We start from the raw sequence: 24,337 nt of genomic DNA, 5'->3' as shown, positions 1-24,337 counted from the left end.
GGAGCGACCAGCCACGACGGTGCCGCAGCCGAAAGACGGCATATCGCGGCACGTCCAGCGGAGCGCCCTAGCATGGGCGGGTGCAGACGATGCCCGCCCATGCGGCCCACCACAACGACCGTGAGATAGAGTCGCTGGAGGAGTTCGACGCGACCGTCTCGGCGCGCGGCACCCTGGCCGGATTCCGGGTCCAGGCCGTCGACCTGACGGACCGTACGCGCGAACTGCTCGGCACGGACACGGCGGGCGCCGTCTTCCTCGGCTGCCCGATGCGCGAGGAAGCGGCCACGAAGATCCGCACCGACGGCGCCCTGGTCTTCCCGCCGGCCCCTGGTCTGCCCTTCGACCCGTACCGCGGCCTGGTCTACTCCCCGGACGAGCTCTTCGCGTCCCTGGCGGACGGTTACGAGGCCACGCCCGACGCCCGCGCGTACGCCTGGTTCCAGCAGACCAAGGCGGACGGCGACATCTACGCCTCCATGCTCCGCGCCGTCCACGACGACTCCGTCTCGGACGCGCTCGACGAACTCCTGTCCGGCGCCCGGGTGGTGGGCGTGATGGGCGGCCACGCGATGCGCCGCGGCACGGAGGCGTACGAGGGTGCCGCGCGGCTCGGCCGGGAGCTGGCCCGCGCGGGTTTCACGGTCGCCACCGGCGGCGGCCCGGGCGCGATGGAGGCGGCGAACCTCGGCGCGTACGCCGCCCTGTACGACGACGAGATGCTCGCCGACGCCCTCCAACTGCTGGCGAAGGCGCCCGGGTTCACGCCCTCGATCACCGAGTGGGCGACGGCCGCCTTCGAGGTGCGCGGCCGCTGGCCCAAGGGCGGCCGCTCCGTCGGCATCCCGACCTGGTTCTACGGCCACGAGCCGCCGAACCCGTTCGCCTCCCACATCGCCAAGTACTTCGCCAACGCCACCCGCGAGGACGGCCTCCTGGCCCGCTCGAACGCGGGTGTCGTCTTCCTGCCGGGCGCCGCCGGCACCGTACAGGAGATCTTCGACAACGCGACGCCGAACTACTACGAGTCGCGCGGGGAGCCCACCCCCATGGTCCTGGTCGACCGCACGCACTGGACGCAGAAGCTGCCGACCTGGCCCCTGCTCCAGTCGCTCGCGCGGGACCGCTCGATGGAGTCCCGTATCGCCCTCGTTGACCGGATCGAGCAGGCGCCGGAGGCGTTGAAACGTCTCGGCGGTTAATAAGAGGGCAAAGCCAACGGCTGCAGGGCGCCTACACGTTGACACTGCTTATGTCACGCTTATAAACCTGTGAGACTCCTGGGGACGGTGATGTCACGTCACCGGCTCCGTTCAACCCCCCTCAGTGGTGCAACTCGTAAGGACAAACGTGTCCATAAACCGCCGTACTGTCGCGCGTTCCGTGCGCGCTCTGGGTGTTGCCTCCGCCTCGGCAGCGCTCGCGTTCGGTCTCGCGGGCAACGCGCTCGCGTGCGACATCAGTGAATTCTCCGCCGAAGCCAAGTGCGACGGCGACAAGGGCGTCATCACCGTCACCGACGTGGACCCCAGCGGTGTCCCGGCGACCGTCAGCGTCTTCCTGCAGAACAACGGCGCCGACCTGAAGAAGGTCGGCGAGCAGGTGGTCAAGGGCTCGCGCGAGGGTGTCACCATCACCTTCGCCGAGAACTGGAAGCCGGACGCGGAGTACCGCGTGCACGTCAAGGCCGAGGGCTATGTCGACGAGGACATCAAGCCGAACCTGACGACGCCGTCCACGGCCTGCAAGAAGGAAGAGGAGGAGCCGCCGGCTCCGTCGGACACGCCGACCCCGTCGGACGACGCCTCGACCCCGGCCGAGGAGACCGACACCCCGACGCCGTCGGAGAGCGAGAGCACGGCTCCCGCGGGCACCGAGAGCAACGCTCCGGCCCCGGCGGACGCCGGTGACTCCAACCTCGCCGAGACCGGTGCCAACTCCAACACCGGCCTGATCGCCGGCATCGCGGTCGCCCTGGTCGCGATCGGCGGAGGCGCGGTCTTCTTCGGCCTGCGCCGCCGCGGGGCGAACAGCGACCGCTGACGCACCCGCAGACCAACACCGCCGCGGCCCGTCCCCGTTCTCCGGGGGGCGGGCCGTGGCATGTGCGGCCCGGCGTCAGCCGAAGGTGGCCCGCTCCAGCCAGAACTCCAGCACCTCCCGCTCACCGACGACCTCCAACCCGGGGCTGTCCAGCGGCAGTCGACGGTAGAAGGCGAGGAGTACGGAGGTGAGGGGCCCCCGGAGCGCGACGGTCGCCTTCTCATGACCGCGCCGCCAGGAGACGACCTCCCCGGAGAGGTCGATCAACCACTCCGCCTTCACCCCGGGGGTGTTGTCGGTGGCGTGCAGATGGATACTGCTCCCCGGCCGACGCAGCTCCCTCGCCGGATCGTCCGGCAACGTCCGCTGCGCCCACTCGACGATCTGCAGCCACTCGTCGATCGCATCGGCGGCCACATCGGCCGCGACCTCGTACGGCAGTCCGGCCGCGAGAGTGGCGTCCGCGCGGTGGACGGTGATCTCGTGCGTCATACGGCGGGCCCAGAACCCAGAGTTGAGGATGCCGGCCCACCCCCACACCTTCGCGTCCGGCCCGGCCTCCCGCAGCGTGCCGACGATCACCTCCCCGGTCTCCGCGAGCCAGGCGTCCAGCGCCGCGGCGTCGCCCTCGCCATCGGGACCGCCGGCTCCGGGCACCCGCTCCTCCGGGATCTCCTCCTCGGCACGGGTCCGCACCATCAGCTCCACCCAGCGCAGGGCACCGCCCATGTGCCGTACGAGCTGTTCCAGCGACCAGTCGGGGCAGGTGGGCACGGTGGCCGAGAGGTCCGCCCCGGAGGTCACCACCGCCCTCAACTGCCGTACCTGGAGGGCGATCTCGTCGCAGTAGCGGTCATGCGAAGGCAAGGTCATAGGGAGGACCCTAGGGGCGCCCGTCTCAGCCGAGCACGACAATTTCCGCCGCGTCGAACTCCACTCCGACCACGTCCCCGACCCCCGGCGCATCCCGCAACGCACACGCCGCCTCCAAACGCGGCGCATCCTCCGGCTGAAGGTGCACGGCGACATGGGTGCCCTTGAACGTCCGGGCGGCGACCGTGCAGCGCAACCCCGCGTCGGCGGCCACGAGCCGCACCCCGGCCGGCCGTACCAGCAGCGTCCGGGCCCCCTGCACGACACCTTCCCCCACCGGCAGCTTCCCCCACGGCGTGTCCGCGGCCTCCCCCACGACCGTCCCCTCGACCACGTTGTCGAACCCGAGAAACCGCGCGACGAACTCGTCCACCGGCCGCTGCCACACCTCGAGCGGCGTCCCGGTCTGCGCGATCCGTCCGTCCCGCATCACCACGACCCGGTCGGCCAGCGCGAAGGCCTCCCCCTGGTCGTGCGTCACGGCCAGCACCGTCGTGCCCAACTGCCCGAACAACTCCCGGAGTTCGACCACGAGCCGCTCCCGCAGCGAGCGGTCGAGCTGTCCCAGCGGCTCGTCCAGCATCAGCAGCCGCGGCCGGGGCGCAAGCGCACGGGCCAGCGCCACCCGCTGCTGCTCCCCGCCGGACAGCGAGGCGACGGCACGCCGGGCGGCCCCCGGCAGCCCGACCAGGTCGAGCAACTCCCGTACGCTTTCGGCCTGTTCCCTCTTCGAGGCACCATGCATCCGCGCCCCGAAGGCCACATTGCCGCCGACATCCCGCTGCGGGAACAGCTGATGGTCCTGGAACATCAGCCCGACACCCCGCCTGTGCGCGGGCACCCCCGCCTGATCCCGCCCGTCGAGCAACACCCGTCCGCCATCGAGGGGTTGCAGCCCGGCCACCACCCGCAGCAGCGTCGACTTGCCGCTGCCGCTCGGCCCGAGCACGCACACGATCTCGTGCTCGGCGACATCGAGGTCGACACCGTCCAGCACGGCCCGCCCACCGAACCGAACGGTCGCGCCCTCAAGACCCAGCAGACTCGACTCCCGGTTCAGCACCATCTAGAACTCCCCCGTCCGATCCGTACGAAGCCGCTCCAGCACCAGCAGCGCCACCGCGCACACGATCATCAGTACTGTCGAAAGGGCCATCGCCTGGCCGTAGTTGAGCTCACCGGCCCGTCCCAGCAGCCGCGCCACGGCGACCGGCAGTGTCGGATTGTCGGGCCGTGCGATGAAAACGGTCGCCCCGAACTCCCCCAGGGACACGGCGAACGCGAACCCTGCCGCGATCAGCAGCGCCCGTCGCACCAGCGGCAGATCCACCTCGCGCCAGACCCGCCACGGCGACGCCCCGAGCACCGATGCCGCCTCCCGCAGCCGCTGGTCCACGGCCCGCAGCACCGGCAGCATGGTCCGTACGACGAAGGGCACACCGACCAGCGCCTGGGCCAGCGGCACGAGAATCCACGTGCTGCGGAGATCGAGGGGCGGCTCGTCCAGGGCGATCAGAAACCCGAACCCGACGGTCACCGCGGAGACCCCGAGCGGCAGCATCAACAGCGCGTCGAAGCCCCGTACGAACCGTCCCGCGTCCCGCCGGGTCAGCGCCGCCGCGGCCAGACCGCCGATCAGCACGGCGATGAGGGTGGCGACGACGGCGTACTGGAGCGAGTTGCCGATCGCCTCGATCGGCGGCACGAGGAAGACCCCGCCGTCGGCGCTCGTCAGCGCCCGGTAGTAGCCGAAGTCCGGCGCGTCCAGCGACCGCTGCACCAGCACGGCGAGCGGCAGCAGCAGGAGTACGACGATGACGGCCAGGACACCGGCCAGCAGCGCCCACTGCCCCGCCCCGCGCGGCCGTCGCGCGGTCACGGACGGGTCCACCAGGCGCAGGGCGCTCTCCCGCCGCCGTACCGTCCAGGCGTGCACGGCGAGGATCGCGCCGACGGCCAGGAACTGGATGATCGTCAGGACGGCGGCCGTGGACAGGTCGAAGATCTCGGAGGTCTGCCGGTAGATCTCCACTTCGAGGGTCGAGAAGGTCGGCCCGCCGAGGATCTGGACGACGCCGAAGGAGGTGAAGGTGAACAGGAAGACCATGAGCGCGGCGGCGGCCACGGCGGGCGCGAGGGCCGGGAGAGTGACCTGGCGCCAGGCCTTCAGCGGCGACGCACCCAGCATCCGCGCGGCCTCCTCCTGCCGCGGGTCCAGCTGCGACCAGAGCCCGCCGACGGTCCGTACGACGACGGCGTAGTTGAAGAAGACGTGCGCGAGCAGGATGGCCCACACGGTGGTGTCGAGCCGTACGCCCCACAGCTCGTCGAGGAGCCCGCCGCGGCCGACGAGCGCGAGGAACGCCGTCCCTACGACGACCGTCGGCAGCACGAACGGGACGGTCACCACGGCCCGCAGGACCTGCTTGCCGGGGAAGTCGAAGCGGGCGAAGACATACGCGCCCGGCAGCGCGATCAGCAGGGTGAGCGCGGTGGAGGCGAGCGCCTGCCAGGTGGTGAACCACAGGACGTGCCGGATGTCGGACTGCCCGAGCACGTCCACCAGGCGCCCGAACTGCCACACCCCGTCGGCCTTCAGGCCGCGCGCGACGATCGCGGCGACGGGATAGGCGAAGAAGACCGCGAAGAACGCGACGGGCACGGCGATGAGGCCGAGCCGCAGCGCCGCGCTCCGCGCGTTCCTCTTCCGAAGCGGCCGGGGGGCTACTTCAGTACGAGCGAGGTCCACGACTTGACCCAGTCGTCACGGTTGTCGGCGATCTTCGCCGGGTCCATGGTCTCGGGATCCTCGGCCTGCGGGCCGTACTTGGTGAACTCCTCTGGCACCTGCGCGCCCTCGACCACCGGGTAGACGAACATGTTGAGCGGCATGTCCTCCTGGAACGTCTTCGTCAGCAGGAAGTCGATCAGCGCCTTGCCGCCCTCGGCGTTCTCGGCGTTGCTCAGCAGGCCCGCGTACTCGACCTGGCGGAAGCAGGTGCCGGTCGCCACGCCCGTGGGCGCGGTGGTCGGCTTCGGGTCGCCGTAGATCACCTCGGCGGGCGGGGAGGAGGCGTACGACACGACGAGCGGCCGGTCGGCCTTGGCCTTCTTGCCGCCGGCGGACCCGGAGAACTCCTCGTTGTAGGCCTGCTCCCAGCCGTCGACGACCTTGACGCCGTTGGCCTTCAGCTTCTTCCAGTAGCCCTCCCAGCCGTCGTCGCCGTACTTCGCGGCGGTGCCGAGCAGGAAGCCGAGGCCTGGTGAGGAGGTGGAGGCGTTCTCGGTGACGAGGAGGTTCTTGTACTCGGGCTTGATCAGGTCGTCGAAGGAGGCGGGCGGGGTCAGCTTGTGCTCGCTGAAGTACGCCTTGTCGTAGTTGACGCAGATGTCGCCGGTGTCGATCGGCGTGACCCGGTGCTCGTCCTTGTCGGCGAGGTACTCGGGCTTGATGCTTTCGGAGCCCTTCGCCTCGTACGACTGGAACAGGTCGTTGTCGAGGGCCCGCGAGAGCAGCGTGTTGTCGACGCCGAAGAAGACGTCGCCCTGCGGGTTGTCCTTGGTCAGGATCGCCTTGTTGACGGCCTGCCCGGCGTCGCCGTCCTCCAGGACCTTGACCTTGTAGCCGGACTGCTTCTCGAAGGCGGCGAGGACGCTCTTCGAGACGGCCCACGAGTCGTGGCTGACGAGCGTGACGTTCTTGCTCTTGGACTCGGCGTTGTCGCTGCCCGAGTCGGACGAACCGCACGCGGACAGCGTGACGAGGCCGAGCCCGACGGCCACGGCCGCGAACTTCTTGGTGGTGCTCACGAAATTCCTCCTGGGGTGGACCAGGAAGAGACGCGGCCCTGCCCACGAGTCCTTTCGGCTCCTGGGCAGGGCGCAACAGCTTGAGTGATGACCGAACTTCCTACCCAGAATGACCTGGGCGAGGTTCAGAGGGTCTGCGGCCGGTGCCGCACTCTCAGCGCTGTGGCGCTCCCCTGTCGGAATATGCAGATGTTCGTACGGGTGTACGCGCTCAGATTACCGCTCGGTGGCCGCGAGCTGACCGCAGGCCCCGTCGATCTCCTGACCACGGGTGTCCCGGATCGTCACCGGTACACCATGGGCGGCGATGGCCTCGACGAACGCCTTCTCGTCCTCCGGCCGGGAGGCGGTCCACTTCGACCCGGGCGTCGGGTTCAGCGGAATCAGGTTCACATGCACGGGCTTGCCCTTGAGCAGCCGCCCGAGCCGGTCACCGCGCCAGGCCTGGTCGTTGATGTCCCGGATGAGCGCGTACTCGATGGACAGCCGGCGCCCCGACTTGGCGACGTACTCGAACCCGGCGTCGAGCACCTCGCGCACCTTCCACCGCGTGTTCACCGGCACGAGGGTGTCACGCAGCTCGTCGTCGGGCGCGTGCAGCGAGATCGCGAGCCGGCACTTGAAGCCCTCGTCGGCGAACCGGTGGATGGCCGGCACGAGACCGACGGTCGACACGGTGATCCCGCGCTGCGACAGCCCCAGCCCGTCGGGCTCGGGATCGGTGAGCCGCCGGATGGCCCCCACGACCCGGTTGTAGTTGGCGAGCGGCTCGCCCATGCCCATGAAGACGATGTTGGACAGCCGGGCCGGCCCACCAGGCACTTCACCATCCCGAAGCGCCCGCATCCCGTCCACGATCTGATGGACGATCTCGGCGGTGGACAGATTCCGGTCCAGCCCCGCCTGCCCCGTGGCACAGAACGGGCAGTTCATCCCGCACCCCGCCTGGGAGCTGATGCACATGGTCACCCGGTCCGGGTACCGCATCAGCACCGACTCGACGAGCGTCCCGTCGAACAGCCGCCACAGCGTCTTGCGCGTGTCGCCCTGGTCGGTCGACAGATGCCGTACGACGGTCATGAGCTCCGGGAAGAGCTCCTCCCGCAGCTTGGCGCGCGAACCGGCGGGGATGTCGGTCCACTGCTCCGGCTCGTGCGCGTACCGCGCGAAGTAGTGCTGCGAGAGCTGCTTGGCGCGAAACGGCTTCTCGCCGATCGCGGCGACGGCGTCCTTGCGCTCGGCAGGCGTGAGGTCGGCCAGGTGCCGCGGCGGCTTCTTGGCTCCGCGCGGGGCGACGAAAGTGAGTTCTCCGGGCTTAGGCATGGCTCGTCCAGTGTCGCAGATCCACAGGTGTAGCCCGCTCCACCATGGATCGGGGTGAGCGGCACGACGAGATCGACGCGGAACTGAGGCAGATCTGCGCGTCGTAGGGTGCCGTACGGCTAGTCGGTGGTGCGCTCCAGCCGCTCCTTGAGGAGTTGCTCGTCGCGCGGCAGTTCCTTGCGGACCTGGGGGCGGACGACGAGAGGCACGAGGACCTTGCCGAGGCCGTGCCCTTCGAAGTCGATGTCGATCGTCACGCGGGAGCGCCGACCGTCGTCGAGCGGCTCGATCTCACCGTGGGCCCGCGGCCTGACGGGGCCTTCGATCCCGTGCAGAGCCCAGCTGTGCGGTGGGTCGAGTTCGGTGAACTCCACGGTCATCGGAACCTGGCGGCTGCCGATGCGCCGGGTGACCCGGACCCGGGAGCCGGTGTGCGTGGGCCCCTCGTCGAGGAGATCCGCGGAGACGGCACTCAACTGCCATTCCGGCAGGTTGGAGGGGTCGGTGACATACGCGTAGACCTCGTCCGGCGTCCGGTCGATGTCGATGACTTCTCGGATGGCGGTCATGTTGACCCCCTTTGAGGTGTCTGAGGGCGTACACGGGAAATCGTCCCACCAGATGCCCCGAGGCACCATCGCGCGGCAAGCGGCAGGGCCTCGCTGTGCAGCAAGCAAGGAGCCCCCGCTCGGCAACGAGCGGAGGCTCCCGACGTCCTTGCTTACGGGCCCGTCAGCCCGAGCCCACGAAGAGCACCAGCAGCAGCCACACCACCGGCGCCGTGGGCAGCAACGAATCCAGCCGGTCCATGATCCCGCCATGACCCGGCAGCAGCGTGCCCATGTCCTTGATGCCCAGGTCCCGCTTGATCATCGACTCGCCGAGGTCGCCGAGCGTGGCGCTGGCCGCGACCGCGAGGCCCAGCAGCAGGCCCTGCCACCAGGCGCCGTCGTCGATCAGGAACTCCATGCACAGCGCGCCCGCCACCATCGCGAAGCTGACCGCGCCGAGCAGGCCCTCGCGGGTCTTGCCGGGGCTGATGCGCGGGGCGAGCTTGTGCTTGCCGAAGCGCCAGCCGACGGCGTACGCGCCGGTGTCGCTGACGACCGTCAGGAGCAGGAACGTCAGGACCCGCCAGGCGCCGTCGTCGGCGGTGAGCATCATTGCGACGAACGTCGCCAGGAACGGCACGTAGAACGCCGCGAAGACGCCCGCGGTGACGTCCTTGAGGTAGTTCTCCGGTGGCTCCGTCATCCGCCAGACCAGTACGGCCAGCGCGGTCAGCGCCATCGCCACCCAGGCGCCCTCGGCGCCCCGGACGTACCCGGCGACGACCATGGCCGCGCCGCCGAGCGCGAGCGGGACAAGCGGCGCCTTGATGCCCTTGCGCTCCTCGAGCCGCTTGGTCAGCTCCCACAGGCCCACGACCACGGCGACCGCGATCACGCCGACGAACACGGCCTTGACGACGAACAGCGACGCGACGATCACCACGCCCAGTCCGACGCCGACCCCTATGGCAGCACTCAGGTCGCGCCCCGCGCTCTTCTTCTGCGGCTGAGGCGCCGGCTGCGAGGCGTCGGCCATGGGCTCCGGATTCTGCTGCGCCGCCTCGAAGGGCCGCGCCTGCGGCGTGTCGTAAGGCCGCGCATGCGGCGGCTGTTCGCGGAACAAGGGGCCGCTCAGCCGAGCAGCCCCCCGGTCGTCATCCTGGTCTCCGCCGTACGCGGGTCCCTCGGGCACGATGGGCATGGGGCGAGTCTGCTGCGCCTCAGGCGCATCGTACGTGGGACCCGCCGGGGCAGCCCCCTGGACAGGTCCACGCTCGGTGGCCCCCCAGTACCCGGCTTGCCCGGCCCGCGGCGGCGCCCCCCAGGAAGAGTCGTTCATCAGACCTCGAGCAGCTCCGCTTCCTTGTGCTTCAGGAGCTCGTCCACCTGGGCGACGTACTTGTGCGTGGTGTCGTCGAGCTCCTTCTCCGCACGGCGGCCCTCGTCCTCACCGATCTCGCCGTCCTTGATCAGCTTGTCGATGGCGTCCTTGGCCTTGCGGCGAACGGAGCGGATGGACACACGCGCGTCCTCGGCCTTGCCCTTGGCGACCTTGATGTAGTCGCGGCGGCGCTCCTCGGTGAGCTCGGGGAACACCACACGGATGATGTTGCCGTCGTTGCTCGGGTTGACGCCCAGGTCGGAGTCCCGGATCGCCTGCTCGATGTTGCGCAGCGCGGTCTTGTCGAACGGGGTCACGACAGCCATGCGCGGCTCCGGCACGGAGAACGAAGCCAGCTGGTTGATCGGCGTCGGCGCGCCGTAGTAGTCGGCCACGATCTTGTTGAACATCGCCGGGTGCGCACGGCCGGTGCGGATCGCGGCGAAGTCCTCCTTGGCGACCACGACGGCCTTCTCCATCTTCTCCTCGGCCTCGAGGAGGGTCTCTTCGATCACCACTTGCTCCTGCGTGTCTTGAGTAAAGGCCCGGCTGCGGTTCCTGGGTGGGGGCGGCGGCCGGCTGCGTCGCGTCTTCTTCCTGCACGGTTCCCGACCGGCAGGACATTGTCCATCCCCCGGTCAGGGTCCGTCCCGTCCGTCCCCCGGACGGGGTCGTTCTGGGGCGTCAGCCCTGGCTGCCCTGCTCACCCACAAGCGTGCCGATCTTCTCACCATTGACGGCGCGGGCGATATTGCCCTCCGCCAGCAGCTCGAAGACGAGGATCGGGAGCTTGTTGTCGCGGCACAGGGTGATCGCCGTGGCGTCGGCGACCTTGAGGTCGCGGGTGATGACCTCGCCGTAGCCGAGGGAGTCGAACTTGACCGCGTCGGGGTTGGTCTTGGGGTCGGAGTCGTAGACCCCGTCCACGCCGTTCTTGCCCATGAGCAGCGCCTCGGCGTCGATCTCCAGGGCGCGCTGGGCGGCGGTGGTGTCGGTGGAGAAGTACGGCATGCCCATACCGGCGCCGAAGATGACCACGCGGCCCTTCTCCAGGTGCCGTACGGCGCGCAGCGGGATGTACGGCTCGGCGACCTGGCCCATGGTGATGGCGGTCTGGACCCGGCTGTCGATGCCCTCCTTCTCCAGGAAGTCCTGGAGGGCGAGGCAGTTCATCACGGTGCCGAGCATGCCCATGTAGTCGGAGCGGGCCCGGTCCATGCCGCGCTGCTGGAGTTCGGCGCCGCGGAAGAAGTTGCCACCGCCGATGACGACCGCGATCTGCGCCCCGTCGCGTACGACGGAGGCGATCTCGCGGGCGATCTTGTGCACCACGTCCGGGTCGACGCCGAGGCCCCCGCCACCGGAGAAGGCCTCTCCGGACAGCTTCAGCAGAAACCGGCCGCGTACTTTGCCGTCGTCGCTCTTCTGGGCCTTGGTGGTCATCGAGATCCCGCCTTTGTTACGTGATGCACATACGAAGAAGGCCATTGCCGGTTGGGGCGTGTTTCGCATCCCATGCGCGGCAATGGCCTCCTCGTCAGATCTGCTGTCGTCCGTCACGCGCGCGTGCGTGGTGACGGCGTCCGCGGACGACTGCCCTCGACCCTATCGGGGTCGGGCGCCGATCGCGGTACGGACTCAGATGCCGACCTTGATGCGCGTGAAGCGCTTCAGGGTGACACCGGCCTCGTCCAGAACCTTCTGGACGGACTTCTTGTTGTCGAGCGCGTACGGCTGGCCGAGCAGCGTGGCGTCCTTGAAGAAGCCGTTGAGACGCCCCTCGACGATCTTGGCGATCGCGGCCTCGGGCTTGCCCTCGGCGCGGGTGGTCTCCTCGGCGATACGGCGCTCGGACTCGACGACCTCGGCCGGGACGTCCTCCTTGGAGAGGTACTTCGGCGCGAAGGCGGCGATGTGCTGGGCGATGCCCTTGGCGACCTCGGCGTTCGGCTTGTCGAGCTCGACGAGGACACCGATCTGCGGGGGCAGGTCGGGCATCGTGCGGTGCATGTAGGCGAGCACGAAGCCGTCGGCGAACTGCGCGAAGCGGTCCAGCACGATCTTCTCGCCCAGGTTGGCGTTGGCCTCGTCCACGAACGCCTGGACGGTCTTGCCGGCCTCGATCTCGGAGGCGAGCAGGGCCTCGAGGTCGGCCGGGGAGGTCTTGGCGACGTGCTCGGCGATCGCGGTGGCGACGGCCTGGAACTTGTCACCCTTGGCGACGAAGTCCGTCTCGCACTTCAGCTCGACGAGGACACCGGAGGAGTTGTCGTCGGCGATGATCGAGACCACGGCGCCGTTCTCGGCGGAGCGGCCCTCGCGCTTGGCGACGCCCTTCTGGCCCTTGATGCGGAGCGCCTCGACGGCCTTCTCGACGCTGCCGTCGGCCTCGTCCAGCGCCTTCTTGCAGTCCATCATGCCGGCGCCGGTGAGCTCACGGAGCTTCTTGACGTCGGCGGCGGTGTAGTTCGCCATGAGTCTGTGAATCTTTCTCGAAGTCTGGAAGATCGAAGATCTACGGGGTCTACGGCCCCCATGTAGTCGGGGGCCGCTGACACTCCGTCGACCTACGGGTGAACGGCGGGAGCGGAGTTCATGTCACCGCTCCCGCCGTCAACTCTGACGCTGACGGATCAGGCCTGCTCGGCGTCCGCGGCCGGAGCCTCGGCAGCCGGAGCGTCGGCAGCCGGAGCCTCAGCCGCGGGGGCCTCGGCAGCGGCCTCGGCCGGCTTCTCGGCCTCGTCGGCCTTCTTCTCACCCTCGAGCAGGTCGCGCTCCCACTCGGCGAGCGGCTCGCCCGCGGCCTTCTCGCCCTTGCCCTCGGTGGCGACACCGCTGCGGGCGATGAGGCCCTCGGCGACGGCGTCGGCGATGACGCGGGTGAGCAGGGTGACGGAGCGGATCGCGTCGTCGTTGCCCGGGATCTTGTAGTCGACCTCGTCGGGGTCGCAGTTGGTGTCGAGGATGGCGACAACCGGAATGTTCAGCTTCCGGGCCTCACCAACGGCGATGTGCTCCTTCTTGGTGTCCACGATCCAGACGGCGCTGGGCACCTTCTGCATCTCGCGGATACCACCGAGGGTCTTCTCCAGCTTGGCCTTCTCGCGCGAGAGCACGAGAAGCTCCTTCTTGGTCAGACCGGAAGCGGCGACGTCCTCGAAGTCGATCTGCTCGAGCTCCTTGAGGCGCTGCAGACGCTTGTAGACGGTCGAGAAGTTGGTGAGCATGCCGCCCAGCCAGCGCTGGTTGACGTAGGGCATGCCGACGCGGGTGGCCTGCTCGGCGATGGCCTCCTGCGCCTGCTTCTTGGTGCCGACGAACATGACCGTGCCGCCGTGGGCGACGGTCTCCTTGACGAACTCGTAGGCGCGGTCGATGTACGACAGCGACTGGAGCAGGTCGATGATGTAGATGCCGTTGCGCTCGGTGAAGATGAAGCGCTTCATCTTCGGGTTCCAACGACGGGTCTGGTGACCGAAGTGGACGCCGCTCTCCAGCAGCTCCCGCATCGTGACGACGGCCATGGCCGTATCTCCTTGAATGTTCTCGGTTGTGCCGCGGGGGCCGGACGGCTCCCGCGCCTGACGCCCACATGCGCCGTGCCACGAAGGACCGAGGGGCGCTGACACGGACCGTCTCCGGTGGCCGTATCGGGGCGTGCGAAGTCGACCCGGTGACCCGGATCGCCAGAAGAAGTGTACGGGACCGGCGGGGCAGCGGGTGACGCCGCTGTCCACAACCCGGGAGTTATCCACAGATCCCGGCCAAGATCGGCGAAAGTGCGGGACGGTTCCGGCATGCGAGAGACGCGATGCGCGAGGACGGCAAGGATCTGCGGGCGGCTGGTGTTGCTGCTGCTCTTGACGGCGGCCGCCCTGCTGACACCGGCCCCGGACCTGACCCCGACCGCCGCGCGGACGCCTGCGGCACGGGCGCCGGATCCCGCCGCGCCGAGCCCCACGGACGCCACCGTGCCCCCAGTCGGCCGAGCCTGGCCCGTGGGGCTACGGCCTCCGGTCCTCCGCGGCTGGGAACCCCCGGCGACACCGTACGGCCGAGGCCACCGGGGCGTGGACCTCGCGGCGCCACCCGGGACACCCGTACGGGCGGTGGCGGCGGGCCGAGTGTCATTCGCGGGGCGGGTGGCCGGAAAGGGGGTCGTGTCGGTGGAGCTGACGGCGACGGGGGATCCTCCGCTGCGGACCACGTACGAGCCCGTGCGGGCGTCGGTGAAGAAGGGTGACGAGGTGGAGGCGGGGGAGGTGGTGGGGACCGTGGAGGCCGCCTGCTCCCACTACCCAGGAACATGCGTGCACTGGGGCCTACGCAGAGGCGATACCTACCTGGACCCCCTGTCGCTGCTCCCACCGTGGCTACTGCACCGGGGCCCGTCGAGACTGCTGCCCGTTCTCGGGGTACCGCTGCCATCGTGACCGCGCGGCTCACCCGGCTACGGGCATCCGCACGGCTGCAGCGCCCACCCACACGACTGCGCAGCTGCGGGCGGTCGTGCCGCTGGGGCGGCACGGGTGGGCGCAGTGGCACCCCGTCACGCCGGGCTGCGTGGCGCCCCTCAGCCGCGACGCCGGGTGCCGATCAGCGTCGGGCGGCGCAAACCCGCCCTCGCCGACGTCAGCCCCGAACGCCCCGCAACGCCATGGCCACGGCCGCGTCCGTGATCGCCGAGGGCTCCTCCGCCGCCCCCAGCTCAATCCGCCGCACCGCCGCGTCCACGACGCCCTGCAGCAGCATCGCCGCCAGCCGAGGCTCCGCGTGCCCCATGTCCCGCAGCGCCTCGGCGATCATCGCGACCAGCCCACCATGCGCGGCCCGGATCTTCTCCCGAGCCCCGGCGTCCAGCTCACTCGCGGAGATCGCCACCACGGCCCGGTGCCGCCGATCCCCGACCAGCGCGAGCTGCTGCCGCACATACGCCTCGACCTTGCCCTCGGCCGTGGCCTCCCGCTCCATCGCCGCCGAAACCTCCGCGGCCCACACAGGAAAGTCGACCTCGCACAGTTCCTCGACCACGGCCGCCCGCGACCGGAAGTACTCGTACACGGACGACCGCGCAAGCCCCGTCCGCTCGGCGAGAGCCGGGAAGGTCAGCGCCTCCGTCCCGCCCTCGGACAACAGGGAACGAGCCGCGTCCAGCAGGGCGGCTCGCTGCATCGACCGGTGCTCGGCCACGGAGGCCGCTCGAATCCTTGGCACGCCAACCACTTTACGGACGCACCATCGCGGACGGGAGTCTCTCCACGGATCCCCCCACACGTCCGGCCAGGTCAACGCCCGAAGGGGCCGGCTCAACGCCCGAAGCCGGCCAGCTTCGCCCGCAGCTGCAGCACCGACTTGGTGTGGATCTGACTGACCCGGCTCTCTGTCACACCCAGCACGTTCCCGATCTCGGCCAGGGTGAGCCCTTCGTAGTAGTAGAGCGTCACCACGGTCTTCTCCCGCTCGGGCAACGTGTTGATCGCCCGCGCCAGAAACCGCCGCAGCTCCCGGTCCTCGGCCACCTCCACCGGATTGTCCGCGGCGGTGTCCTCCAGCGTGTCCATGACGCTCAGCCCGTCGCCGCCCTCGCCCCCGACGTGCAGCAACTCCTCCAGTGCCACCACGTTCGCCAGCGACAACTGACTGAAGACCGCGTGGAGTTCGTCCACCGCGATCCCCATCTCGACGGCCACCTCCGCCTCCGTCGGCGTCCGCCGCAGCCGCGCCTCCAGCGTCGCGTACGCCCGCTCCACGTTCCGCGCCTTCTGCCGCACGGATCTCGGGATCCAGTCCAGCGCCCTGAGCTCGTCGATCATCGCGCCCCGGATCCGCGTGATCGCGTACGTCTCGAACTTGATCTCCCGGTCGATGTCGAACTTCTCGATCGCGTCGATCAGCCCGAACACCCCCGACGACACGAAGTCCGCCTGCTCCACGTTGGGCGGCAGACCGACGCTCACCCGGCCCGCCACGTACTTGACGAGCGGCGAGTAGTGCAGGATCAGCTGCTCGCGCAGACGCTCGTCTCCCGTCGCCTTGTACGACCGCCACAGCTCGTCGAGTGTCGAGGGAGCGGGCGGCCGCACGCTGCCACCGTCACGGGCGGCTGGGGGGATCGCCGCCCGGTCGGACCCGGAGGTGTGCTGGGGCATTCGTTGCCTTGTGCCGTTCTGCCGTGAAGTGGGGCCGCCTGGGGGAGCTGCCCGGTCTGACGTGGTTCTGGTGCCGTTCGGGGGTCGAGGTGCCGTTCTGCGCCGGAATTCACGTGAGCGTAGCGTGACTGCGGTGTCGCGGTGCGCGAACGACGGAGCACAAGCCGTGCGCAGATACGTTCCGCTGGACGCCCCGCCGGGGCACGGCGATCGCTCTACGTGATCACCCGAACACCCCAACTGGGGGAATTCACAAGGGCATCCGTGTTCCCCCGTACGGCCGAACACGCTCGGTCAGCATGGACTCCGACCGGCGCGAACGGAGATCATCGCCTGGCGTGTCAACTTCCAGCCGTCGCCGTGTCGTTCGACGTAACCAAGTGAGCGAAGTTCGTACAGTCTCGCGATCGCGTCGTCCTCGGTGGTCTGCGCACCGCGCGCGACCTCGTCCGCCCGCGCCGCACGGCGGCCGGGCAGCGCGGCCAGTACTCGGCGCGCCGCCGGCTCCAGCAGGTCGCGCGGGAGGACGGGCCCGCGCCGCTCGGGCGCCAGCTCACCCATGTCGCCCACGAGTTCGACGACCTCCGCGGCGTCGGTGACCAGCACGGCGTCCGAACGCAGGAGGTCGTGCACGCCCGCGGAGAGGCCGCTGGTGGCCGGGCCCGGCACCCCCATCGTGTGACGTCCCAGCCGCTGTGCCGCCCGAGCGGTGGCGAGTGAGCCGCTGCGATGGGCGGCCTCGACGACGACCGTGCCCCGGGTCAGCGCCGCGATCACCCGGTTGCGCACGATGAATCTGCTGGGCGTCGGGTGATCCCCCGGTGGCAGCTCCCCGATCACGAGCCCCTGTTCCGCGATCCTGTTGATCAACTGGGTGTGCCCGCGGGGATAGGGCCGGTCGACCCCGCAGGCGAGCACGGCGACGGTGGCCCCGCCTGCGCCGAGGGCGCCCCGGTGGGCGGCGCCGTCGACCCCGTAGGCGCCGCCGGACACGACGACCCAGCCCCGCTCGGCAAGCCCGCCGGCGAGCGTGGCCGCCATGTGTGCGCCGTACTCGGTGCAGGCGCGCGCCCCGACTACGGCCACGGACCGCAACGCCCACATCCGCAGACTGGGCCGCCCCCGAACCCACAGCCCGACGGGCCTGCCATCCCCCAGATCATCGAGCTGTCCCGGCCACTCGACGTCCCCCGGACACACGAACCGCACCCCGGTGTCCCGGGCAACGGCAAGATCCCGCCCGGGCTCGGCTCGCAGTGCCCGGGCCCGCAGCCCGTCCCACCGCTTGTAACTCACCCCGGGCAGGGCCTCCACCCCCTCCCGCAGCCGCCGCACCACTTCCCCCACGCCGTACTCCCGCACCCACCGCCCGGCGACCTCGTCCCCGGGCTCGACGACCCGACTGAGAAAGACCCGACCGAGCCGCTCGTCGTCCGGATCCTCACCGCCGTTCACGTCAGCGCCCCGATGGCCATCGGCACGCCGCGGGGCACACCGGTGCGTAGTTGCAGGGCCAAGGCGACGTCCGTCGCGTCGGGCCGGTCGTGACCGACGAGGTCGGCGACGGTCCAGGCGACACGGAGGACGCGGTCGAGACCACGGGCTGTCAGTACGCCGCGTTCAAGGTTCCGTTCCGCCTCGTCCATGGCGCCGATCGCGGCGTACCAGCGGCTTCGCAGCTCACGTCCGGGGATCTCGCTGTTGGTCCGCCACGGAGTACCGGCGAGCCTGGCGGATGCCCGCTCGCGGGCCGCTCGCACCCGGTCGGCGACCACCGCGGTGGACTCGCCCCGGGCCCCGCGTTCGGTCAGCTGGGCGCGTGTGACACGGTCCACCTCGACCCTGAGGTCGACCCGGTCGAGCAGCGGCCCGGACAGCCGTGCCTGATAGCGGCGGATGGCCGAGGGCGGGCACTCGCAGAGGGTGTCCGTCTGCGAGAAGCGGCCGCAGGGACAGGGGTTGGCCGCGAGCACCATCAGGAACTTCGCCGGGAAGCGCACGACGCCTGCGCTGCGTGCGATGACGACGTGCCCGGCTTCCAGTGGCTGTCGCAGGGCGTCGAGGGACTGGCTGTTGAACTCCGGTGTCTCGTCCAGAAAGAGCACGCCCCGGTGGGAGAGTGACACCGCGCCGGGCCGCGCGATGCCGGCGCCTCCGCCGACGAGTGCCTGCATCGTGGCCGAGTGGTGCGGGGCGCAGTAGGGAGCCACGTCGATCAGGGGCTTGCCCGGAGGCAGCAGACCCGCCACCGAGTGCACCGCCGTGACTTCCAGGGACTCCTCCCTGCTGAGCCGGGGCAGGATCGCCGGCAACCGCTCGGCGAGCATCGTCTTGCCGGCACCGGGCGGCCCCTCCAGAAACAGGTGATGTCCGCCCGCCGCGGCGACCTCCACCGCCGTACGTGCCGAGATCTGGCCCACCACGTCGGCAAGGTCGTGCCCGTGGTCGGGCTGGGCGGCGCCCATGCTGTGCATGCCCGTGGCCGCGCCCGTCCCCGGCACGCGCAGACCCGCGAGCAGCGGATCCGGGCGGCCCTGCTCCTCGGGTTCCTCGTGGGGCACGGGTTCGTCCGCGAGGACAGCGATCAGCTGGCGCAGGCTGCGCACGCCCAGTACCGACACACCCGGCACCAGCGAAGCCTCGGGGGCGGCGCACTCCGGGACGACCACCTGCTCATAGCCGGCGTCGGCCGCGGCCAGCACCGCGGGCAGGATGCCGCGCACAGGACGCACCCGTCCGTCCAGGCCGAGCTCTCCGATCATCACGATGTCGGCGAGGACTCGCGGATCGATCCGTTCGGAGGCACCGAGGACGGCGCAGGCGACGGCCAGGTCGAAGCCGCTGCCCGCCTTGGGCACCGATGCCGGGCTGAGCCCGACGGTGAGCTTCTTCTGCGGCCACTCACCACCCGAGTTCACCACGGCCGCCCGCACACGGTCCCGGCTCTCCGAGAGACTCTTGTCCGGCAACCCCACCAGGGTGAACGCCGCCACCCCCGGCTCCAGGTCCGCCTGGACCTCGACCACAACTCCCTCGACACCCACCAGGGCCACCGAGCACGTACGAGCGAACCCCATGTCAGGCCACCCCCCGAGCGTGCTCGACCACCGGCGCGCCGCGGGCGGGCAGGACGACGCCCACCAGATCGATACGGACGCCTCCGGGTGGAGCCCCTCCGTGAGCGTGGATCCACCGTTCCGCGAGGCCGCGCAGCCGCTGCGCCTTCTCGGGCGTGACCGCGGCCATCGGATGCTCGTAGTCGCTGGTCCTGCGAGTCTTCACCTCACAGACGACCAGCACGTCGCCGTCCTTGGCGACAATGTCGATCTCTCCGGTCCTGCCACAGCGCCAGTTGCGCTCCAGAACAGTCATCCCGGCCTCGACCAGGCATCGCGCGGCGAGATTTTCGCCGTACTTGCCGAGTGCACTGCGTGCGTTCATGTCGGCACCACCTCCGGCGCCAACATTGAGGCCGGCTCAGCCAGCTATTGGATCTTGGTGGACAAGTCCGCGATTGTGGATAACCTGCTCACCCGTGCGAGTGAACATCACCCGCCCGGGAGCTCCAGGTCGCTCTTGTTCAGTTCCTCGATGTTCACGTCCTTGAACGTGAGTACCCGGACCTGCTTCACGAACCGCGCCGGCCGGTACATGTCCCACACCCAAGCGTCTGCCATGGACACCTCGAAGAACACTTCACCCTGGACCGAGTGCACCTGCATCTCGTAGTCGTTGGTCAGATAGAAACGCCGCTCGGTCTCGATCACGTACTTGAACAGACCGACGACATCGCGGTACTCCCGATAGAGCTTGAGCTCCATCTCGGTCTCGTACTTCTCGAGGTCTTCGGCGCTCATGGCGTGTTCCCCTTCAGCCGTGCGATCCCACCATTGTGCGCCAGTCCCGTCAGCACCTAGACAATTTCGGGGTCAAGGGTCACGGGCCCGGCGGGGGGACCTTCGTCGAGCAGCGTGCGCAGCAGCTCGGCGAGTCTGGTCGGATACACCGTCTCATGTGCCCGGGCAAGTTCCTGGCACGTCCACCAGCGCGCTCCGGCGACGCTGCGCCGCTCCAGCTCGGTGAGGCCCACGGCCCTGGTCGCCGTCTGCGTCGTGCGGGCCAGGAAGTACCACTCGTCCTGGTCCCAGCGCCGCCCCGCGAACGGGAAGGAGCACCTCCGCCGCCACAGCACGGGACCGAGTTCGACGTCCGTGATGCCCGTCTCCTCGGCGAGTTCCCGCAGCGCGGCCTCCTCGCGCGTCTCGTCGCCCTCGACGCCCCCGCCGGGCGTGAACCACCAGTCGTCGGCCGGGTCCTCCGGCTCGTGGCCGTGCAGCAGCAGAATCCGGTCCCGCGGGTCGAGCAGCACCACGCGCGCGACCCTGCGCAGCCCACCGTCGTACGAGTCGCCGTACGCGCTGTCTCCCATGCTTGCGCCGCCGTACGGACTCTCTCCCCTGCCTGAGCCGCCGTACGCCCTCTCCCCCGTGCCCGCGCCGCCGTACGAGCCGTTCTCCGCGCCTTCCCCGCCGTGCGAGTCGGTCGTCAGACGCGTCTCGCAGTACGGCCCCCGCCCCACGCCCGTCGCCTCAGCGGGCACCCGCGGGCTCCGTCCGGGCCGTGGAGCGCTTGCCCAACCTGTTCGCGACGGGTCCGTACGCCCCGCCGGCCAGCACCAGCACGCCGCCCACCACGACCAGCGCGACGATCGTCCGCAGCGGCCCCTGCGACGACAGCGCGCCGAGGGACTCGAAGCCCGTGGGCCGCTGCAGCATGCCGTCCATGGGCCAGACGACGGCCTCCACCCGGGCCGACACGGCACTGCGCGCCACGGTGCCCCTGGCGGCGTCCGTCAGGTGGGCCGTGGAGTCCAGGGAGCCGCTCCGCTCGTCACCGAGCAGGAAGAGCCTGCCCTTCGGTACCGTCACCTCCGGGAAGTTCTGGAGCTCGGCCAGGCCGTCGTCCGCCAGATACGGCTCGTCGATCTGCTTGCCGTTGACGGTCAGGCGGCCGCTCGTACAACAGGCGACCGTGTCCCCGCCGACGGCGACCACGCGCTTGACGACAGGCGCGTTGCTCACCCAGGTCTTGTCGGTGAAGACGACGACGTCACCGCGGCGCACCTCACCGCCGTCGACGCGCTGGGCCAGCACCCGGTCGCCCGCGCCGATCGTCGGCGCCATCGAACTGGTGGGCACGGTGTACGGCCGGTAGACCACCGCTCCCCAGGCGAACCCGCCCAGGAACAGCACCAGGCCCAGCGCCACGGCCAGCCCGGACAACCGCTGTCCGGGCCGGCTGCCCGCCGGGCCCCTGCTTGCGCCACCGGTACGCGGCGCCGTACGTGTCGTGCTCTCGCCACCCATGGGTCCGCACCCTACCCGGCGGTACCGACACCGGGCAGCCCCTCCCGGGCGCCCGACCTCACACGCTCGGCAAAGCTTTCCCAAGCTCGCTGCCCCAGGAAGGGGTCAACGGAAGGACGGGCAACTGGAAGGGCGTCGAGCGGTCAGCGGGTCTCGGCGGCCTTGATCCGCTGCCGGCGCCACAGCACCAGCGGCACCGCGCCGGCCAGCGCGAGCCCCTGGGGTGCGACCGTCAGCGCGGCGGAGCGGGCGCTCAGGTCCTGCTCGAAGGTGTCCGGGACGGGCAGGTTGTCCCAGCGGTTGATCGGCCAGGCGATCACGATGGCGCGGCCGACGACCTTGTCGACGGGGACCATGCCGTGGTTCTTGTCGGACTGGTTGTAGCGCGAGTCGCGGGAGTTCTGCCGGTGGTCGCCCATGACCCAGATGTAGCCCTCGGGGACCTTCACCTTGAACTGGCCGCCCTGGTCGTCCTGGCTGCACGGGGTGTTGCCCGGGTAGACGTACGGCTCGTTCAGCGCCTTGCCGTTGACCGTCAGCGGGCCGGTCTTCTTGCACTCGACGGTGTCGCCGCCGACGCCGATCACGCGCTTGATGAGGTCCTTCTCCTCCGCGGACGGCATCAGGCCGATCCAGCTGAGGAAGGTCTGCAGGGCGTTCGGGTCGGGGGTCGGCTCGCCCGCCAGCCAGTTGTCGGGGTCGTGGAAGACGACGACCTCGCCGCGCTCGGGCTCGGAGCCGAACCAGGGGGTGAGCTTGTCGACCAGGACGCGGTCGCCCTGCTGGAGGGTGTTCTGCATCGAGTCGGAGGGGATCGAGAACGCCTGTACGAGGAACGTCTTGATCAGCAGCGCGAGGACGAGCGCGATACCGATCAGGATCGGCAGCTCCTTCCAGAAGGAGCGCTGCTTCTTCGGCTTGGGCGCCGCTCCGCCCGACCCCTGACCGTCGGCCGGGGGCTGCCCGCCCGACCCTTCGCCGTCGCCGGCCGCTCCGGGGTGGTCATTCCCGGAGGTCACGGCGCCGTCCGCGGCCGGGTCGGCTGCCTCCACGGGGTGTCCGCGGTGCTCCTCGCCGTCGTGCCCGGACCGTGCGCCAACCGCCACATCCCCCACGCCAACTCCTTACTCTGTGCCGCTGCCTGCCCCATGCGCGGCGCAGGCCCACCACTCCCATAACGAGCGGGAGTTCCGCAGGGCTCGGGAGCTGGATCGTTCCGTTCGAATCGTCGGGAGCAACCCTATGCGACAGCTGGGCCGAGGCGGTCGACCCGGTCGCCGAGTCGGACACCGAGGCGTAGGTTTTCGGTTCGTCCAAGGAGGTCCAGTGACCGAGCGGCCAGGCGATCCACATGGCCTGTCCGACGACCTCGTCCTCGGAGACGGTGCCGCCGTAGCCCTGGCTCTGATGCGCCCGGGAATCCGCCGAGTTGGCCCGGTGGTCGCCCATCACCCACAGCCGTCCCTGCGGGACGGTGATGTCGAACTTCGTGTCGGACGGCGCGTTGCCGGGATACAGGTAGTCCTCGTTCAGGGGAATGCCGTTGACGGTGACCCGCCCCTGCGTGTCACAGCACTTCACCCGGTCGCCACCGACGCCGACGACGCGCTTGATGAGGTCCTTCTCGTCGTCGGAGGGCAGCAGGCCGATGAAGGTGAGCGCCTGCTTGACCTGCTTGATGACGACGGGATCCTCCTTCTTCACCGTCGTCTGCTCGCCCTTGAGCCAGCCGCCGGGGTCCTTGAAGACGACGACGTCCCCGCGCTGCGGCTTGGAGCCGAACCAGGGGGTGAGCTTGTCGACCAGGACGCGGTCGCCGATCTGGATCGTCTGCTCCATGGAGCCCGACGGGATCACGAAGGCCTGGACGAGGAAGGTCTTCAGGACGAGGGCTATGAGGACGGCGACGCCGACGAGGAGGGGTATCTCCTTCATCGCGGACCGCCTGCGGCGCCGTTTGACCTTGCGCTGGAGCTTGCGCCGCTCCGCACGCGTACGACCGCCGGCGGGGCTGGCGGCGCGCCGCGCACCGGTCGGGAGCAGGTTGTCGGCGGGATTGCTGGGCACGCCGCGGGGCTTGCCACGGTTACCCATGAGCACCCGCCCCTTCGGCCTCGGCAGCCGCAGGCACGCGCGCGTAGGCGTCGGGACGGTGCAGGCGGGTCCAGTGGGCGGTCGGCCATACGATCCAGTCGGCGCGGCCGATGACGTCGTCGACCGGGATCATGCCGCCGCCGGGCGAGCCCAGATGGTTGCGGGAGTCGCTGGAATCGCTGCGGTGGTCGCCGAGGAGGAACAGGGTGCCGTCGGGCACGACGACGTCGAAACGCACTGTGGACGCACTGTCGCCGGGGTACAGGAACGTCGACTCGTCGACCGACCGGCCGTTCACCTGGATCCTCCCCTCCTTGTCACAGCAGACCACGTGGTCTCCCCCCACACCCACAACGCGTTTGATGTAGTCCGCATCCCCGAAATACCCGGTTCCGTCGAACACGACAACATCGCCGCGCTGCGGCTCGGCACCGAAACGGTACGCCAACATATTTACGAGAACGCGGTCGCCGATCCTCAATCCGGACTCCATGGATCCGCTGGGAATCTGGAACGGCCGCAGGACGAACGTGTTGAGCAGCAGCAGGAGAACCAGGAAGACCAGCAGGGTCAGGCTGATCCGCCCGCCCGGGAGCCACTGCGTGATCCGCGACACCAACGCGAAACGCGACCGTTCCTCCTGTCCCTCTGTGTCCGAGGTCTCCTCTTGCGAGGTCTTCTCGGAGTCGGAAGGGCGGGAGGAGCGGTCGCGCTCCGTCTGCTGTGCTTCGGTGTCCATCGGAGCCA

At 70.0% G+C, this 24,337-nt stretch carries 25 protein-coding genes; 3 read left to right on the top strand and 22 right to left on the bottom strand.

The features are described from left to right. The first annotated feature begins 80 nt into the window (after window positions 1-80). Entirely contained in the window at window positions 81-1,202 is a 1,122-nt protein-coding gene (locus tag ACZ7L6_RS32630) for an LOG family protein (protein ID WP_471930144.1), read from the top strand. 181 nt (window positions 1,203-1,383) lie between these two features. Further along, window positions 1,384-2,043: an LAETG motif-containing sortase-dependent surface protein gene (locus ACZ7L6_RS32625; protein WP_471930142.1), complete on the top strand. Its 660-nt coding sequence runs from the start codon at window positions 1,384-1,386 to the stop codon at window positions 2,041-2,043. A gap of 75 nt (window positions 2,044-2,118) precedes the next feature. Here ACZ7L6_RS32625 and ACZ7L6_RS32620 read toward each other — a convergent pair whose 3' ends face one another. From ACZ7L6_RS32620 to rpsB, 11 genes are all read right to left on the bottom strand, one after another. Further along, window positions 2,119-2,916 (bottom strand): maleylpyruvate isomerase family mycothiol-dependent enzyme, encoded by a 798-nt coding sequence (locus tag ACZ7L6_RS32620; RefSeq protein WP_471930140.1) that lies wholly within the window; start codon window positions 2,914-2,916, stop codon window positions 2,119-2,121. A 25-nt stretch (window positions 2,917-2,941) separates the two neighbouring features. Beyond that, the gene (locus ACZ7L6_RS32615; protein ID WP_471930138.1) at window positions 2,942-3,982 is read right to left on the bottom strand and encodes an ABC transporter ATP-binding protein; all 1,041 of its coding nucleotides are present in this window, start codon (window positions 3,980-3,982) and stop codon (window positions 2,942-2,944) included. Then, complete coding sequence (locus ACZ7L6_RS32610; RefSeq protein ID WP_471930208.1) at window positions 3,983-5,584, bottom strand: ABC transporter permease; 1,602 nt, start codon at window positions 5,582-5,584, stop codon at window positions 3,983-3,985. Window positions 5,585-5,640: 56 nt separating this feature from the next. Further along, the gene (locus ACZ7L6_RS32605) at window positions 5,641-6,726 is read right to left on the bottom strand and encodes a thiamine ABC transporter substrate-binding protein (protein ID WP_471930136.1); all 1,086 of its coding nucleotides are present in this window, start codon (window positions 6,724-6,726) and stop codon (window positions 5,641-5,643) included. Window positions 6,727-6,942: 216 nt separating this feature from the next. Further along, window positions 6,943-8,049 carry a dual-specificity RNA methyltransferase RlmN gene (rlmN, locus tag ACZ7L6_RS32600; protein ID WP_471930134.1) on the bottom strand — a complete coding sequence of 369 codons (1,107 nt, stop codon included), beginning with the start codon at window positions 8,047-8,049 and terminating at the stop codon, window positions 6,943-6,945. Window positions 8,050-8,168: 119 nt separating this feature from the next. After that, window positions 8,169-8,618: an SRPBCC family protein gene (locus tag ACZ7L6_RS32595; protein ID WP_471930132.1), complete on the bottom strand. Its 450-nt coding sequence runs from the start codon at window positions 8,616-8,618 to the stop codon at window positions 8,169-8,171. A 163-nt stretch (window positions 8,619-8,781) separates the two neighbouring features. Then, window positions 8,782-9,939 carry a phosphatidate cytidylyltransferase gene (locus ACZ7L6_RS32590; RefSeq protein WP_471930130.1) on the bottom strand — a complete coding sequence of 386 codons (1,158 nt, stop codon included), beginning with the start codon at window positions 9,937-9,939 and terminating at the stop codon, window positions 8,782-8,784. Then, a complete protein-coding gene (gene frr / locus ACZ7L6_RS32585) occupies window positions 9,939-10,496 on the bottom strand; it encodes a ribosome recycling factor (protein ID WP_062709224.1) in 558 nt (185 codons plus the stop codon). The genes ACZ7L6_RS32590 and frr overlap by 1 nt, the downstream gene beginning before the upstream one ends. Before the next feature lie 169 nt (window positions 10,497-10,665). Continuing rightward, window positions 10,666-11,424 carry a UMP kinase gene (pyrH, locus tag ACZ7L6_RS32580; protein ID WP_398823184.1) on the bottom strand — a complete coding sequence of 253 codons (759 nt, stop codon included), beginning with the start codon at window positions 11,422-11,424 and terminating at the stop codon, window positions 10,666-10,668. Between the two features lie 195 nt (window positions 11,425-11,619). Continuing rightward, window positions 11,620-12,456: a translation elongation factor Ts gene (gene tsf / locus ACZ7L6_RS32575; protein ID WP_398823188.1), complete on the bottom strand. Its 837-nt coding sequence runs from the start codon at window positions 12,454-12,456 to the stop codon at window positions 11,620-11,622. 158 nt (window positions 12,457-12,614) lie between these two features. Further along, a complete protein-coding gene (gene rpsB, locus ACZ7L6_RS32570) occupies window positions 12,615-13,505 on the bottom strand; it encodes a 30S ribosomal protein S2 (RefSeq protein WP_471930127.1) in 891 nt (296 codons plus the stop codon). A gap of 273 nt (window positions 13,506-13,778) precedes the next feature. Between rpsB and ACZ7L6_RS32565 the strand changes: the two genes are divergently transcribed. Continuing rightward, window positions 13,779-14,414, top strand: a complete 636-nt coding sequence (locus ACZ7L6_RS32565; RefSeq protein ID WP_471930125.1) for a murein hydrolase activator EnvC family protein — start codon at window positions 13,779-13,781, stop codon at window positions 14,412-14,414. A 199-nt stretch (window positions 14,415-14,613) separates the two neighbouring features. Here ACZ7L6_RS32565 and ACZ7L6_RS32560 read toward each other — a convergent pair whose 3' ends face one another. The 11 genes from ACZ7L6_RS32560 to lepB (ACZ7L6_RS32510) form a co-directional block, all read right to left on the bottom strand. Next, a complete protein-coding gene (locus ACZ7L6_RS32560; RefSeq protein WP_471930206.1) occupies window positions 14,614-15,171 on the bottom strand; it encodes a TetR/AcrR family transcriptional regulator in 558 nt (185 codons plus the stop codon). Between the two features lie 116 nt (window positions 15,172-15,287). After that, window positions 15,288-16,130 (bottom strand): RNA polymerase sigma factor WhiG, encoded by an 843-nt coding sequence (gene whiG / locus ACZ7L6_RS32555; RefSeq protein WP_003997555.1) that lies wholly within the window; start codon window positions 16,128-16,130, stop codon window positions 15,288-15,290. 294 nt (window positions 16,131-16,424) lie between these two features. Next, window positions 16,425-17,585 (bottom strand): DNA-processing protein DprA, encoded by a 1,161-nt coding sequence (gene dprA / locus ACZ7L6_RS32550; protein WP_471930123.1) that lies wholly within the window; start codon window positions 17,583-17,585, stop codon window positions 16,425-16,427. Beyond that, the gene (locus ACZ7L6_RS32545) at window positions 17,582-19,207 is read right to left on the bottom strand and encodes a YifB family Mg chelatase-like AAA ATPase (RefSeq protein ID WP_471930121.1); all 1,626 of its coding nucleotides are present in this window, start codon (window positions 19,205-19,207) and stop codon (window positions 17,582-17,584) included. The genes dprA and ACZ7L6_RS32545 overlap by 4 nt, the downstream gene beginning before the upstream one ends. Before the next feature lies 1 nt (window position 19,208). Further along, window positions 19,209-19,571 carry a YraN family protein gene (locus tag ACZ7L6_RS32540; RefSeq protein ID WP_471930119.1) on the bottom strand — a complete coding sequence of 121 codons (363 nt, stop codon included), beginning with the start codon at window positions 19,569-19,571 and terminating at the stop codon, window positions 19,209-19,211. A gap of 107 nt (window positions 19,572-19,678) precedes the next feature. Continuing rightward, a complete protein-coding gene (locus tag ACZ7L6_RS32535) occupies window positions 19,679-19,987 on the bottom strand; it encodes a DUF2469 domain-containing protein (protein ID WP_003965949.1) in 309 nt (102 codons plus the stop codon). A 56-nt stretch (window positions 19,988-20,043) separates the two neighbouring features. Next, window positions 20,044-20,559 (bottom strand): NUDIX hydrolase, encoded by a 516-nt coding sequence (locus ACZ7L6_RS32530; RefSeq protein ID WP_471930204.1) that lies wholly within the window; start codon window positions 20,557-20,559, stop codon window positions 20,044-20,046. A gap of 160 nt (window positions 20,560-20,719) precedes the next feature. After that, complete coding sequence (lepB, locus tag ACZ7L6_RS32525; RefSeq protein WP_471930116.1) at window positions 20,720-21,496, bottom strand: signal peptidase I; 777 nt, start codon at window positions 21,494-21,496, stop codon at window positions 20,720-20,722. A 143-nt stretch (window positions 21,497-21,639) separates the two neighbouring features. Further along, window positions 21,640-22,611, bottom strand: a complete 972-nt coding sequence (gene lepB / locus ACZ7L6_RS32520; protein WP_471930114.1) for a signal peptidase I — start codon at window positions 22,609-22,611, stop codon at window positions 21,640-21,642. Further along, window positions 22,499-23,590 (bottom strand): signal peptidase I, encoded by a 1,092-nt coding sequence (gene lepB / locus ACZ7L6_RS32515; RefSeq protein WP_471930112.1) that lies wholly within the window; start codon window positions 23,588-23,590, stop codon window positions 22,499-22,501. Before lepB (ACZ7L6_RS32515) ends, lepB (ACZ7L6_RS32520) begins: the two co-directional genes overlap by 113 nt. Then, on the bottom strand, window positions 23,583-24,329 hold the full coding sequence (gene lepB, locus ACZ7L6_RS32510; protein WP_471930110.1) for a signal peptidase I: 747 nt from the start codon (window positions 24,327-24,329) through the stop codon (window positions 23,583-23,585). Before lepB (ACZ7L6_RS32510) ends, lepB (ACZ7L6_RS32515) begins: the two co-directional genes overlap by 8 nt. Between the last annotated feature and the right edge of the window lie 8 nt (window positions 24,330-24,337).

The sequence above is a fragment of the Streptomyces sp. NPDC107522 genome (assembly GCF_055657525.1).
The sequence above is the reverse complement of the archived record's forward strand: the minus strand, read 5'-3'. Positions and strand labels throughout refer to the sequence as shown.

Bases quoted from the DNA above. Each gene is read 5' to 3' on its own strand.
- tsf (WP_398823188.1), bottom strand. From the start codon at position 12,456: ATGGCGAACTACACCGCCGCCGACGTCAAGAAGCTCCGTGAGCTCACC.
- ACZ7L6_RS32565 (WP_471930125.1), top strand. From the start codon at position 13,779: ATGCGAGAGACGCGATGCGCGAGGACGGCAAGGATCTGCGGGCGGCTG.
- ACZ7L6_RS32590 (WP_471930130.1), bottom strand. From the start codon at position 9,939: ATGAACGACTCTTCCTGGGGGGCGCCGCCGCGGGCCGGGCAAGCCGGG.
- lepB (WP_471930112.1), bottom strand. From the start codon at position 23,590: ATGGGTAACCGTGGCAAGCCCCGCGGCGTGCCCAGCAATCCCGCCGAC.
- lepB (WP_471930116.1), bottom strand. From the start codon at position 21,496: ATGGGTGGCGAGAGCACGACACGTACGGCGCCGCGTACCGGTGGCGCA.
- lepB (WP_471930110.1), bottom strand. From the start codon at position 24,329: ATGGACACCGAAGCACAGCAGACGGAGCGCGACCGCTCCTCCCGCCCT.
- ACZ7L6_RS32535 (WP_003965949.1), bottom strand. From the start codon at position 19,987: ATGAGCGCCGAAGACCTCGAGAAGTACGAGACCGAGATGGAGCTCAAG.
- ACZ7L6_RS32545 (WP_471930121.1), bottom strand. From the start codon at position 19,207: ATGGGGTTCGCTCGTACGTGCTCGGTGGCCCTGGTGGGTGTCGAGGGA.
- rpsB (WP_471930127.1), bottom strand. From the start codon at position 13,505: ATGGCCGTCGTCACGATGCGGGAGCTGCTGGAGAGCGGCGTCCACTTC.
- ACZ7L6_RS32595 (WP_471930132.1), bottom strand. From the start codon at position 8,618: ATGACCGCCATCCGAGAAGTCATCGACATCGACCGGACGCCGGACGAG.
- whiG (WP_003997555.1), bottom strand. From the start codon at position 16,130: ATGCCCCAGCACACCTCCGGGTCCGACCGGGCGGCGATCCCCCCAGCC.
- ACZ7L6_RS32615 (WP_471930138.1), bottom strand. From the start codon at position 3,982: ATGGTGCTGAACCGGGAGTCGAGTCTGCTGGGTCTTGAGGGCGCGACC.
- ACZ7L6_RS32530 (WP_471930204.1), bottom strand. From the start codon at position 20,559: ATGGGAGACAGCGCGTACGGCGACTCGTACGACGGTGGGCTGCGCAGG.
- rlmN (WP_471930134.1), bottom strand. From the start codon at position 8,049: ATGCCTAAGCCCGGAGAACTCACTTTCGTCGCCCCGCGCGGAGCCAAG.
- pyrH (WP_398823184.1), bottom strand. From the start codon at position 11,424: ATGACCACCAAGGCCCAGAAGAGCGACGACGGCAAAGTACGCGGCCGG.
- ACZ7L6_RS32620 (WP_471930140.1), bottom strand. From the start codon at position 2,916: ATGACCTTGCCTTCGCATGACCGCTACTGCGACGAGATCGCCCTCCAG.
- ACZ7L6_RS32540 (WP_471930119.1), bottom strand. From the start codon at position 19,571: ATGAACGCACGCAGTGCACTCGGCAAGTACGGCGAAAATCTCGCCGCG.